Origin of the sequence: Binatus sp. (SeqCode) (assembly GCF_035272065.1) — a bacterium.
Taxonomy (GTDB): domain Bacteria; phylum Desulfobacterota; class Binatia; order Binatales; family Binataceae; genus Binatus.
In genome coordinates this window covers 84225-96756 of record NZ_DATEQZ010000052.1, presented here as the reverse complement: position 1 = coordinate 96756, position 12532 = coordinate 84225, and the positions used below count along the sequence as shown (strand labels likewise).

The following is a 12532-nucleotide window of genomic DNA, read 5'->3' as shown; positions in this document are numbered from 1 at the left end:
GCGAATGAACGAGACCAACGAACATCCCGCGACGCATCACGTGCCGCGCGCGCGTCACGCCTTTGACGTGAAGATGCACGACGGCGCGACGATTCACGTTCGCCAGCACGGTATCCCTGGCGCGCCGCGATTGGTCCTCAGTCACGGCAACGGTCTCGCGATCGACGGCTACTTTCCATTCTGGGGACCGCTGCGCGAGCGCTACGAAGTCGTCGTCTTCGACTTCCGCAATCACGGTCACAATCCGCTGCACACCGCCGAAGGGCACACGTGGGGTAACTTCGTTGCCGACCTGGACGTGGTCTGGCACGCGATTAATCGCGAGCTCGGCGCGAAGCCGGTCGCCGGCCTGTTTCATTCGCTGTCGGGCGTCACGGCCGCGATGCATGCGCTCAAGTACGGCCGGCGATTCGACGCACTGGTGCTGTTCGATCCGCCGGTCTATCCGCGCGAAGGGCATCCCGTCCGCAACCTGCAGCAGTCCGACAAGGAATCGCTCGCCTCGCGCGCGGCGCGGCGTCCCGAGCGCTACAAGGATCCGATGGAACTGGCGAAGCAGTTCAGCCGGCGCTTCAAACGATGGGTGCCCGACGCGTACGAGCTGATGGCGCGGGCGACGCTGCGGCACGATCGCGCGAGCGGCGACTGGATTCTCGCGTGTCCGCGCGAATACGAGGCGCACGTGTTTTCCAGCGGTGCGAATACGGACCTGTGGCCACAGATGGCGCATTGCCCGGTGCCGGTGAAACTCGTGTGCGGCGATCCTACGCTCGACGAGGTGATGCCGCCGGCGCTGATCGGGCGCGCGATGGCCGAGGAGCTGGGGCTGCCGTACGAGGCGATTCCGGGCACGACGCATTTTCTTCAAATCGAGCGTCCCGCCGAATGCATCCGCGCCGTGGAATCGTTTCTCGCGCCGCTCGGACTCGCCGCGCCAATGACCCTTTGATAGATTTGAAAACCGGTATTCGAGATGGCGCTGCTGAAAATCCGCAAATTCCCCGATGACTCGCTCAAGCAGCCTGCGGCTCCGGTCAAGAACATCAACGGCAATGTCGAGGGGCTGATCGACAGCATGGTGCAGACGATGTACGCCGCGCCCGGGGTCGGCCTCGCGGCGCCACAGGTCGGCGAATCGAAGCGGATAATCGTGCTCGACACCGATCACGAAAATCCCGGCAAGCATCTGCTGAAGCTCATCAATCCCAAGGTTGTCGAGGCCGAGGGCAAGATCGTTTGGGAAGAAGGATGCCTGTCGGTGATCGACTACACCGCCGACGTGGAACGCGCTGCGCATGTGCTGGTGCGCGCGTGGACGCCCAATGAGAAGGAGATCGAAATCGAAGCTGACGAATTGCTCGCAGTCGCGTTACAGCACGAGATCGATCATCTCGACGGCAAGCTCTTCATCGACCGCATCTCCCGAATCAAGCGCGAACTCTACAAGCGCAAACTGAAAAAGTTAATCAAGGAGGGCAAGGCCGACAGCGTGAGTCCCTCCTCGGTGCGGATCTAAAATCGCCGAGCCACTAAAGATAGTCTTCATGGGCACGCCAGGGTTGGCGGCTCATGTCCTCGAGCGGCTTGTGACGGCTTCAGGAGCCAAGCTCCGCGTCGTCGGAGTAGTCACTCGTCCCGACCAGCCGCGCGGGCGGGGACTTGGCACCGAGCCCAGCGCGGTCGGCGCAGTCGCGGCGGGTCATAAGATTCCGACGTTGAAGCCGATCAAAATTCGGACGCCCGAATTTTTGAGCGAGCTGAAAGCATTCGAGCCCGATCTCCTGGTGGTGGCGGCTTACGGACGAATCCTGCCGAACTCGATCCTCGACGTTCCAAAGATCGCGCCGATGAACGTGCACGCATCGCTGTTGCCGCGCCATCGCGGCGCCGCGCCGGTCGAAGGTGCGATCCTGGCGGGCGACGCCGAGACCGGGGTCACGATCATGCGGATCGTCGAGCGGATGGACGCCGGCCCAATGTATTTCCAGCGCAAGATTCCGATCGAACCGAACGACACGCAAGGTACGTTGAAAGAGAAACTCGCAGAGCTTGGCGCGTCCGCGATGCTCGAAGCGATCGATCTCGCGACGCGCGGCGCCCTGGTCGAAACGCCGCAGGACGAGACGATGGCGACCTATACCGCACAGATCGAAAAGAAGGACGCGGTAATCGACTGGACGGCGAGCGCAGTGCAGATCGAGCGAATGATCCGCGCGTACGATCCGTGGCCGGTGGCGCGCACGCGCCTGGGCGCCGACGAAGTTCTAATATGGGGTGCCGCGGTCGAAGACGCGGCTTCTAGCGGTTCTCCCGGCACGCTCGTGAGTGTGAAGCCGAATCCTGTCGTTCAATGCGGGACCGGACGACTCAGGCTGATCGAAGTGCAGGCAGCAGGGCGAAAAAGAATCTCCGCGGCTGATTTCCTTCGCGGCAAACGCATCGAAGTCGGAGCGCGATTCGGCGCATGAGAGAAGTACAGGCCAAAGTGGCGAGGTCGAGCGCGCGCACCGACGAAGGGCTCGCGTCGCGGCTGGCCGCCGTCGAGATTCTCTATCGTGTCGATCAGAAGTCCGGCTATGCCGACGTTTTGCTCGGCGGACGGCTGCCGGATTTTGCGCCGGCCGATCGCCGGCTGATCACTCGGCTCGTGCTCGGGACGCTCGCATGGCAGGGACGCCTCGACTTCGAGCTGGCGCATCTGACAGGTCGCAAGCTCGCCGGGATTCAGCCCGCGGCGCTCGCGATCATGCGGATGGGGCTTTTTCAGCTTCGATTTCTCGACCGGATTCCGCAGCATGCGGTGGTTGATACTGCCGTGAGCCTGGCGAAGCGAATTCCGGAGGCGCGCAAAGCGTCGGGCTTCGTCAACGCCGTGATGCGCCGCGCGACGCGCGAGACCGCGCCGATGCCGGCGCGCGAGCGCAACGAAAAGAGTTTCCTTGCTGTCGCGTATTCGCATCCGCGCTGGATGGTCGAGCGATTCGTCGATTGGTTCGGCGTAGCCAATGCCGAGCGCCTGATGACGGCGAACAACGACGCCGCGCCCAACGTGATCCGGCTGAATCTCGCGCGCGGCTCCCGCGCGGAGATAGTCGAGAAACTGCGCGCTGACGGTTTTGAGATCGGCGCGCCCGGCCGTGCGCCCGAGACGCTCGTGCTGAACGGCGCGCCGAACTTCGAGTCCCGCGCGTATCGCGAGGGCCTGTTCCACGCGCAATCCGAGGCGTCGCAGATGGCCGTGCGAATGCTCGCGCCGCGTGCGGGCGTGACGGTCGCGGATTGCGCGGCGGCGCCGGGCGGCAAGGCGACGCATCTGGCGGAAATGGTGGGCGAGCGCGGAAGAGTGATCGCCGTCGATCTCAATTTCAACGGACTGAAGAACGCACGCGACCTGGCGCGCCGATTGCGGCATCGTAATGTCGAGTTTGTTTGCGCCGACCTGACGGCCGCCGCGCCGCTTGCGCCGTCAACCTTCGAGTACGTGCTCCTCGACGCGCCATGCACGGGACTTGGCACGTTGCGCGAGCATCCTGAGATAAAGTGGCGGCTCAAGCCGGCCGACCTCGCGCGAATGGCCGCCATTCAATCGAGGATGCTCGACAACGCGGCGTCGCTGGTACGTCCAGGAGGCGCGATCGTGTATTCAGTTTGCAGCATCGCGCCCGAAGAGGGCGAAGCCGTCGTCGATGGCTTCCTCGCGCGCCATGGCGATTTCGAAATCGATCACGACATGGCGGCACGCGAGTCAAAGGACGTGATCGACGCGAGGGGATTCATGAAGACCCGGCCCGACATCGGCGGGCTCGACGGATTCTTTGCCGCGCGGCTCATTCGGCGCTAGGCTGTAAATCAGGGCTGGCGCGATGCAACCTCAACTATCTACCCGCTGGATCCTCGGCTTCACACTCGTCGCGCTGGCGTTCATTATCGGTGGATGCTCTTCCCAGAATTTCTCGCCCGCGCCGGCCGCAAGCTACTATGCGTCGCCGTCTGAAAGTTTCAGAGGCACGCGCACCGAAGTCGCTTCATGGTATGGGCCCGGCTTCGCGGGACGCCGCACCAGCAGCGGCGAGACTTTCAATCCCGAGGCTCTTACCGCCGCATCCACCACGCTGCCGCTGGGCTCGCACGCGAGGGTAACGAATCCGGAGACCGGCAGGTCGGTAGTGGTGCGAATCAACGATCGCGGACCATTCGTGCGCGGTCGCTCGCTCGACCTGTCGCATCGCGCGGCGGCTCAAATCGGGCTGACCGGCAAGGGCGTTGGCAGGGTGCAGGTGACGCCGGCCGCGAGCAGCACACCGGCTTACGCCGAAAGCCGTGTCGCCGCCGCGCCCCGAAATTTGAGTTACGTTTCGTACCAGCCTCGACCGACCTCCGTCAGAGTCCGGCACCGTCACTATCGCTACTATTCGTCGCGGCGAGTTGTCTCAAATCCCATCGGCGCATGGCTCGCGAGCGCATTCCCGCGGCTATGAACGCCTCGCGAGTGATTCCCCGCGCGCATCATTCGTTCTTTGCCGCCTGGTCGAGATGCGATACTAGTCTCAAGCGATGAGCAAATCTTCACACCCGGATGCCGCCGACCAAATAGCGCCCTCGATTCTGTCCGCCGACTTCTCCCGGCTCGGCGACGAAATTCGCGCGGTCGAAAAGGCCGGCGCCGACATGATTCATTTCGACGTGATGGATGGGCACTTCGTGCCCAATCTCTCGATTGGAATCCCCGTGCTCGAATCGGTGCGGAAGATTACGAGGCTGCCGCTCGATGCGCACCTGATGATTTCCGAGCCGGCGCGCTACGTCGAAGCATTCGTGAAGGCCGGCGCCAATTCAATTTCGGTGCATTGCGAGGTCTGTCCCGATATTCCCGCGATGGCGAAGCGAATCCACGACCTCGGCGCGCGCGCGTCGATCGGTATCAACCCTGAGACCGACGCCGACCGCGTGCTGCCGTTCGCCGAGCACCTCGACATGATCCTCGTCATGAGCGTGCACCCGGGATTCGGCGGCCAGGAGTTCATCCCGGCCGCACTCGACAAGCTGCGTTACATCCGGCGCGAGTTGAAGCGCCGCGAACTGAGTATCGACGTCGAGATAGACGGTGGCGTGAAGCTCGACAATATCGCAGACGTAAAAGCGGCAGGCGCCAACATCTTCGTCTCGGGCTCAGGAATCTTCAGCAAGCCCGACTATACGAAAATCATGGCCGAGATGCGCGAACTGGTCGCGCACACGCCCGTCAAGATCTAAGCCATTTGTCACTGGCTGAATTAAGACACCGAGCGCAGGGAAATCAAGCGAATGAAACTCCTCCACGCTGCCACGCTCGCGCTTGTGGGCGGATGCATCGAACGGTCCTTGGCGGAGCGGAAAAACAGCAAGGCCAACTCAGATGATGAAGTGTATAGTTTGCCACAGTGACAAACCCGACTCCGATTTTCCGCAAATCATCGGGGGCGAGGTTGATCAGAAGCAATCCTCAGTGGGTGATAAAATCATTGGCCCTGCGAAAATACGGATCGAAAGTTTGAAGCACCTTCGCATCTGCAAAAAGGACTGGGACGACCTTCCCCGTGTGCAAGTGACAAAGAAAGGAAATTAAGCCACTCGCACTTTCAACGGCCGCCACTCACCATCAGCGGGGCTAAAATGACGCCGGTACCGCGATTCCGCCGCACTCGCGCGCTATCGCCTCCAATGCTATAAACACTCGTCTGTATTCTCCCGATACCGGAGACGGGGTGTAGCTCAGCCTGGCCAGAGCACTGCGTTCGGGACGCAGGAGTCGCTGGTTCAAATCCAGTCACCCCGATCTTTTCAGTGAATCTACTCAACCAGTCGGCTGCGACCGTGAATATTACTTCCGCCTTTCCGTCTTGACGCTATGATCGAAGCACTTCTGATTCTCGGCGCGTATCTTATCGGCTCGATTCCGACTGGTGTGATCGTCGGACGCATGCGCGGGTTCGATCCGCGCGCCGTCGGCTCCGGCAATATCGGGGCGAACAACGTCGCTCGTGCGGGCGGCGCGAGTGCGGCCGTGATGACTCTTGTTGGCGACGCGCTTAAGGGCGCAATTCCTGTACTGATCGCGCGCGCGGCCGGGCTTCCTGCCGCGGCTATCGTGTGGGTCGGTCTGGCGGCGTTTATCGGCGCGATCTGCTCGGTGTTCCTCGGCTTTCGTGGCGGCAAGGGGATCGCTGCCGGGCTGGGAATCTGGCTCACGATCTCGCCGATGGTTATCGTGTGCGCGCTCGCGGCGTTTATCGTGGTCTTCGCGATCAGCCGAATCGTGTCGCTGGCGTCGATCGGCGCCGCGATCGTATTGCCGCCCGCGGTCGCGATTCTGGGTTTGCCCCATCATTATTTGCTGCTCGCGATCCTGATGACGGCGCTCGTGCTGTTTCGCTTTCGCGAGAATATCCAGCGCCTGTCGCGCGGCGAGGAGCCGACGTTCCAGCTCAAGCGCGCCAGCCCCCCGAACGCGGCGTCCTAGCAGGTGCCTGCCGATTAATCGGACGCCCGTCAGTTAAGCATCCCGGAGGCCGACCCTGAAAAAAATTGTGATGCGGCGATGCGTATCGCAACGGCCAGTGCCCGTTGGCATCGCGCTTGCGTTGACCCATGGCGCTGGATGTTGGCGCAATCCCGCAGGATGGACTAGGTATCAGTCTGTAGCCAGCGAGGAGAGAGGCCAATGAATACAGCGGGAAAAAAGGAATTAGCCACCGAATTTCTCAGTGAGTTCAGAGACCCCGACCCGGCACGGCTCGCCACCATGGTCGCGAACGACTTCGAGTGGAAGGTCATGACCAGGATGGAAGGGATGCCGCCGGTGAAGGGGCATGAAGGGCTCCGGAATTTCGTGAGAGGGCTCAAGGCGATGATGCCCAGCGGACTTGGTCTGCGAATCGACACGGTCATTTGCGAAGGCGACCACTGCGCGATTCAGGCCGAATCGAACACCGTCGCGGCGAACGGCAAGAAATACAACAATCGCTACCACTTCGACATCCGCTTTGACGGCGACAAGATTGCCGAGGTGCGCGAGTATTGCGACACCAATCACGCGCGGGAGGTTTTCTTCAGCAAGTAGGCGCCCAGCGGAACCGTCGCGGCGCGCGCGCGAAACAGGGGGCTTGAACCATCTCCATCTTGGGAGAATGGTTATGGGGGATGAGGCGGGGGCCGGCATGTGTCACGCGCGGCCAGTCTGAGAAAGGACCGAGAGGAGACTTATGAAGAAGGTTGAGGCGATCATCAAACCGTTCAAGCTCGACGAGGTCAAAGAGGCCCTGTCGAGTATCGGTGTGCAGGGTCTCACGGTCAGCGAAGTGAAGGGATTCGGCCGTCAGAAGGGGCACACCGAGCTGTACCGCGGCGCCGAGTACGTCGTGGACTTTCTGCCCAAGGTCAAGCTCGAGATAATCGTCTCGGACGAGCTGGCGGCGCAGGTGGTCGAGACGATCGAGCGCGCGGCGCGGACCGGCAGAATCGGCGACGGCAAAATCTTCGTCATGCCAATGGAAGAGGTGGTGCGTATCCGCACCGGCGAGCGCGGCGTCAACGCGTTGTAATAATTCTGTGCTATACCCGTCGCGAAAGACGCGCTGCGCGGATTTCGCGTCTTCGTCCTTCACTGGGTGCAGGGGTCACCCCTGCCGCCCACCGCGCAGGTGATTATTTTCCGTTCCTCGTGACCCCGCGGCCGAAGTCCCACTTGCGGCCCTTCTTGAACTCGCTCACGATTCGCCGCGACACCACCATCCGATGTACTTCATCCGGCCCGTCGTAAATTCGTGCGAAGCGCGCGTGACGGTACATGCGTGCCAGCGGAGTATCCTCCGACACGCCCATCGCGCCATGCACCTGGATCGCGCGATCGATCACGTCGTGCAGCACCTTCGCGCCGAAGAACTTGATCAGTGATATCTCGACGCGCGCCTCGTCGCCGGCGTCGATCTTCGCGGCCGCGTTGAGCGTGAGCAACCTCGCGGCCTGGATTTCGGCGGCTGAGTCGGCAATCCAGTTCTGAATCGTCTGCTTGTCGGACAGCGGTCCGCCGAAGGCCTGGCGATTAATCGCCCGATCGACCATCAGCTCGAACGCGCGCTGCGCTTGCCCCAGCCATCGCATGCAATGGTAGATGCGCCCGGGGCCGAGCCGCTTTTGCGCAATCTTGAACGCCTGGCCGCGCGGGCCGAGCAGGTTGGTCAGCGGCACGCGCACGTCGGTGTATTTGATTTCGCAATGCCCGCCCGACGTCTCGCCCATCACGGGCACGATGCGGACGATCTGATAGCCCTTGGTGTCTGTCGGCACGATGATCATGCTGAAACGCTCGTGCGCGGGCGCGTCGGGCTCGGTCACGCACATCACAGTCGAGAACGCCGCCACATTGGCGCCGCTGGTGAACCACTTGTGGCCGTTGATGACCCATTCGTCGCCGTCCCGCACCGCGCGCGTGCGCAACCCGGTCGGGTCGGCGCCGGAGACTTCAGGCTCCGTCATCGAGAAGCTTGGGTAGATGTCGCCGTTGACCAGCGGCGCGAGCCAGCGTTTTTTCTGTTCGGGATTTCCGTACAGGTGCAGCATGGTCGCGTCCTGCGCGGAATGTGTGCCGAGTCCTGCGATCGCATACTCGCTGCGCCCGACGATTTCATTGACGAACACGTAAGGCATGAACTCGAGTCCGCCGCCGCCGATCTCTTTGGGCAGCCCAAGCGCCCACAGCCCGCGCTTTTTCGCCTCGGCCTGGATTGATTTCATCGTGCGCGACGACTCGTCGCTGCCGCGCTCGAGAATTTTCTCGTTGGGATAGATCAGCTCGTTAAGAAAACCGGAAACGCGATTGCGCAAGTCCTGTACTTCGGAACTAGCTTCGATTTCGGCAACACTTTGCATGATAGTTCTCCTCCTGAACAGACAGCGTGCGCGTACCGATCGTTATCGCGCATCGCATCCATCTGACAAGCGCCGACCGGCACAGAAACGCGGTGGGCTGAGTTCAAGCAGTGTGATGGCAACGAACGTCGCACGATGGATTGCCGCAGTCGGCGCGTCCGGCCGTGAAGAAGGGCATGGAAGTGCCGAACGTCTAGCCGGCGGCGACGCTAGCGATTGATCGAGCCCATCAGCGCGGCGGGATAGCGGCCCAGTCGATGGACACGCTGGCGCGCGCGCTCGAGCTAGGCGTCACCTTCTGGGACACCTGGGACGCTTACGGGCCACACCGCAACGAAGAGCTAATTGGAAAATTTATTCGCGGGCGGCGCGACAAATTTGTCATCGCGACCAAGTCCGGAATCGTGCGCACGCCTTCCGATCCGACGCGCCGCGAAATCAACGGGCGGCCCGAATAGCGCGTCGTCGCGCGGCCCGTAGAAATCCGACATGCCCACGCATCCGAGGCCGATCGCTGGTCAATCCGCTTTTTCCAAGCTGTCTCGGTTTCATTTTTTCAGTGTGCGCGGCTAGTACATCGGAGGCAAATTCATTTGACAGCGCGCGCCTCGATGCGCTGAATTCGACCCATGCCGGAACGCGCGCCATCAGTTCCAAAACCCGATCTTCAGGGATCGATCAATCACGTCTCGATCACCGTCAGCGATCTTCCCGAGGCGATGAAGTTTTTCGGACCGCTGCTCAAATTTCTCGGCTACACCGTCGGCGGAATTTTTGACGACACGCGGACTGGTGGCCGGCTCACGGTCAACATCAACGAGTCCAACGGAATCGCGTTCAACGTCTGGGAGGCGAAGCCCGGCTTGGCGGAGCATCGCTTTGAGGTCTACGAGCCGGGCTTGCATCACGTGGCTTTCAACGTCCAGCGACACGAGCAGGTCGATACCGCGTTCGAGTTGGTGCGCAAGCTTGGCGCGGAGATTCTCGACGGTCCGGGCGAGTTCCCGTTCGGACCGGGCGGCTACTACGCATTTTATTTTCTCGGACCCGATCGTCTGAAATTCGAAATCGTGCACATGCCGCTGGCCGAGCATAACTATCGGCAAATGATCGACGCCCTCGAACGCGGGTCGCGCTAGAAATGCGATACAGCGCGCTGAGCGACGTTCGGGTCGTCGATCTCACTCACTTCATCGCGGGTCCTTACGCCACGAAGTTGCTGGCGGACATGGGTGCCGATGTCGTCAAGGTCGAGCCGCCTTGGGGCGACGGCGGACGCAAGCTGGGGCCTCATCGCGCGCGCATCGAGGAGCGCGGCGGACTGTTCGCGTTTCTCAATCTCAATAAGCGCGGCGTCACGCTGAACCTGAAGCATGAGCGCGGCCGCGAACTCCTCGCTGGTCTGCTCGAAGGCGCCGATCTCCTGATCGAGAACTTCGCGCCCGGCACTCTTGCCGCGCTTGGTCTTGCGCCTGATGAGCTGATGGCGAAGTTCCCGAAGCTGTCGGTCGTTTCGATTTCGAATTTCGGGCAGGACGGCCCGGAGCGCGACGGCAAGTTGAATGACCTGGTGCTGTTCGCGCGCGGCGGATGGACGTTTCCGGTTGGCGAGCGAGATCGCGAGCCGCTGACGCCGCCGGGCTCGCTCGCGCAATACGTCGCGGCGCTGTACGGGGCGGTTGCCGCGATGCAGGCGCTGGCGGCGCGCGACATGGGCCTCGGCCACGGCCAGCATATCGACGTGTCGATCCTGGAGGCGACCGTCGCCACGATGATCTACGAAACCGTCACGTTTCAGTACACCGGGATCGTGCGCGGACGCGCGGGCAAACGCTTCGCGGTTGGCCGTTTTTGATCGTTACGCTGAAGTGCAAGGACGGCTATGCCGGCCTGCATTGCGTGACCGACAAGCAGTTCGAAGGGCTGTGCGATCTGATGGGGTGTCGCGAGCTCGCTTACGATCCGCGATTCAATACCGCGCTCAACCGGATGATGAACAACGACGCGCTGCTCGAAATCGTCGAGGCGTTCTTCATCGAGCGTGAGCGCAAGTGGCTCTACCGCGAGGGGCAGCGCCGAGCGATTCCGCTCGTGCCGATACCGAGCGTGGCCGAGGTGCTCGAGTGGGAACAGACACGCGCGCGCAATTATTTCGAGACGATCGACGATCCGCTCCTCGGCAAGATTCGCGTGCCGGGGACTCCTCTTCGCCTGACGTCGCATCGCGCGGAAGCGTCGCGGCCGGCGCCGCGGCTTGGCGAGCACAATCGCGAAATGTTCGGCGGGCGATTGGGATTAAGCGATAGCGAGATCGAGACACTAAAAAGAGCGGGTACGATATGAACACGATCTTCGACGGCAAGCTTCGCGTGCTCGACATCTCGATGGGATGGGCGGGCGCTCTCGTTGGTCAGATGTTCGCCGAGATGGGCGCCGAGGTCCTCAAGGTCGAGGACACGCATCACTTCGACTGGTGGCGCGGGTCGCTCTCGATGGCGCCGCCGGAGATGCAGCCGATTGAACGCGCGGCGGTCTTCAACACCGCCAATCGCGGCAAGCGGGGAGTCACGCTCGATCTTGCGAGCGCGCGTGGAATTGAAATTCTGAAACGCCTGATCGAAGTCTCAGACGTCCTGGTCGAGAATTTCAGTCCGGGCGTGATGGATAGGCGTGGGCTCGGCTACGAAGCGGTGAGCGCGATCAATCCGCGGCTAATCATGATCTCGATGCCGTCGTTCGGGAGCGACGGTCCCGAATGCAACGCGCGCGGCTACGGCAACACGGTCGAGGCGATGGCGGGAGTGACGGGACTCACGGGCTATCACGATGGCGACGGGCAGCGTTACACGCTCAGCAACGCGCTGGGTGATCCGGTCGGCGGATTGCACGGCGTGTTCGCGCTGATGGTGGCGCTGTACGAGCGCGAACGCAGCGGGCGCGGGCAGTTGATCGAGCTGGCGCAAGTCGAGTCGCTGATTCCATTCGTGGCCGAGGCGATTGTCGATTTTCAATTCACTGAAAAAGTGCCGGCTGCGCGCGGCAACCGGCATCGCGAGTACGCGCCGCATGGAATCTACCGATGCGCGGGAGACGACAATTGGATCGCCCTGGCGTGCGAGACCGGCGATCAGTGGCGAAGTCTCGCGAGCGCGCTGGGAGTCGAGCAGCTTGCAAGTGACAAACGCTTCGCGAGTGCGTCGGATCGAAAGGCCAACGAGGACGCCCTGGACGCGGAACTGTCGCGCGCGATTGCGCCACTGAACGCCGACGACTGCGCCGAACGTCTCCGCGACGCGGGCGTGCTGGCCGCGCCGGTGAATTCGGCGTCGGCGGTGATGGCCGATCCACAAATCCAGAGCCGCGAATATTTCGTTGCGATCGATCGCGCCGTCGTCGGGACGCATCTCTATCCCGGCGCCGTCGCGCGAATCCCGGATACTCCGCTGCGCGCCGACACTCCGGCGCCGCTGCTTGGCGAGCACAACCGGCAGGTATTCGCAGAGCTGCTCGGAATGAACGACGACGACATCGCGGAACTCGAGCGCAGCGGCGTGATCGGATCGAGTCCGCGGCAGTATCGCGCGGCGTCGTGACTAGGGAAGGGTGGATCACTTGATCTAATGTG

13 protein-coding genes, 1 tRNA gene and 1 pseudogene are annotated in these 12532 nt (G+C 62.3%); 14 read left to right on the top strand and 1 reads right to left on the bottom strand.

Features of this window, described 5'->3' with window-relative positions; genetic code table 11:
* Positions 1 to 4 precede the first annotated feature (4 nt).
* The 10 genes from VJX68_RS10080 (at position 5) to VJX68_RS10035 (ending at position 7580) form a co-directional block, all read left to right on the top strand.
* Positions 5 to 949 (top strand): alpha/beta fold hydrolase, encoded by a 945-nt coding sequence (locus VJX68_RS10080; RefSeq protein WP_324095554.1) that lies wholly within the window; start codon positions 5 to 7, stop codon positions 947 to 949.
* A gap of 24 nt (positions 950 to 973) precedes the next feature.
* Positions 974 to 1516 (top strand): peptide deformylase, encoded by a 543-nt coding sequence (gene def / locus VJX68_RS10075; RefSeq protein WP_324095553.1) that lies wholly within the window; start codon positions 974 to 976, stop codon positions 1514 to 1516.
* A 1-nt stretch (position 1517) separates the two neighbouring features.
* Positions 1518 to 2468, top strand: a complete 951-nt coding sequence (fmt, locus tag VJX68_RS10070; RefSeq protein ID WP_324095604.1) for a methionyl-tRNA formyltransferase — start codon at positions 1518 to 1520, stop codon at positions 2466 to 2468.
* A complete protein-coding gene (gene rsmB, locus VJX68_RS10065; protein ID WP_324095552.1) occupies positions 2465 to 3841 on the top strand; it encodes a 16S rRNA (cytosine(967)-C(5))-methyltransferase RsmB in 1377 nt (458 codons plus the stop codon). The genes fmt and rsmB overlap by 4 nt, the downstream gene beginning before the upstream one ends.
* Before the next feature lie 22 nt (positions 3842 to 3863).
* Complete coding sequence (locus tag VJX68_RS10060) at positions 3864 to 4478, top strand: septal ring lytic transglycosylase RlpA family protein (protein ID WP_324095551.1); 615 nt, start codon at positions 3864 to 3866, stop codon at positions 4476 to 4478.
* 76 nt (positions 4479 to 4554) lie between these two features.
* Positions 4555 to 5253, top strand: a complete 699-nt coding sequence (gene rpe / locus VJX68_RS10055; protein ID WP_324095550.1) for a ribulose-phosphate 3-epimerase — start codon at positions 4555 to 4557, stop codon at positions 5251 to 5253.
* 487 nt (positions 5254 to 5740) lie between these two features.
* Positions 5741 to 5815 (top strand) — tRNA-Pro (locus VJX68_RS10050).
* Positions 5816 to 5887: 72 nt separating this feature from the next.
* A complete protein-coding gene (gene plsY, locus VJX68_RS10045) occupies positions 5888 to 6499 on the top strand; it encodes a glycerol-3-phosphate 1-O-acyltransferase PlsY (RefSeq protein WP_324095549.1) in 612 nt (203 codons plus the stop codon).
* A gap of 201 nt (positions 6500 to 6700) precedes the next feature.
* Positions 6701 to 7099 (top strand): nuclear transport factor 2 family protein, encoded by a 399-nt coding sequence (locus VJX68_RS10040; RefSeq protein WP_324095548.1) that lies wholly within the window; start codon positions 6701 to 6703, stop codon positions 7097 to 7099.
* Between the two features lie 142 nt (positions 7100 to 7241).
* Positions 7242 to 7580 carry a P-II family nitrogen regulator gene (locus VJX68_RS10035; protein WP_324095547.1) on the top strand — a complete coding sequence of 113 codons (339 nt, stop codon included), beginning with the start codon at positions 7242 to 7244 and terminating at the stop codon, positions 7578 to 7580.
* A gap of 103 nt (positions 7581 to 7683) precedes the next feature.
* Here VJX68_RS10035 and VJX68_RS10030 read toward each other — a convergent pair whose 3' ends face one another.
* Entirely contained in the window at positions 7684 to 8907 is a 1224-nt protein-coding gene (locus VJX68_RS10030) for an acyl-CoA dehydrogenase family protein (protein ID WP_324095546.1), read from the bottom strand.
* 257 nt (positions 8908 to 9164) lie between these two features.
* On the opposite strand from VJX68_RS10030, the gene VJX68_RS10025 reads away from it, so the two are divergent.
* The 4 genes and pseudogenes from VJX68_RS10025 to VJX68_RS10005 all read left to right on the top strand — a co-directional run bounded on the left by VJX68_RS10025 (position 9165) and on the right by VJX68_RS10005 (position 12500).
* The gene (locus tag VJX68_RS10025) at positions 9165 to 9365 is read left to right on the top strand and encodes an aldo/keto reductase (protein WP_324095545.1); all 201 of its coding nucleotides are present in this window, start codon (positions 9165 to 9167) and stop codon (positions 9363 to 9365) included.
* A 171-nt stretch (positions 9366 to 9536) separates the two neighbouring features.
* A complete protein-coding gene (locus tag VJX68_RS10020) occupies positions 9537 to 10046 on the top strand; it encodes a VOC family protein (protein WP_324095544.1) in 510 nt (169 codons plus the stop codon).
* Positions 10047 to 10048: 2 nt separating this feature from the next.
* Positions 10049 to 11250 (top strand): annotated as a pseudogene (locus VJX68_RS19335) (CaiB/BaiF CoA transferase family protein).
* On the top strand, positions 11247 to 12500 hold the full coding sequence (locus VJX68_RS10005; RefSeq protein ID WP_324095541.1) for a CaiB/BaiF CoA transferase family protein: 1254 nt from the start codon (positions 11247 to 11249) through the stop codon (positions 12498 to 12500). Before VJX68_RS19335 ends, VJX68_RS10005 begins: the two are co-directional and overlap by 4 nt.
* Positions 12501 to 12532: the final 32 nt, after the last annotated feature.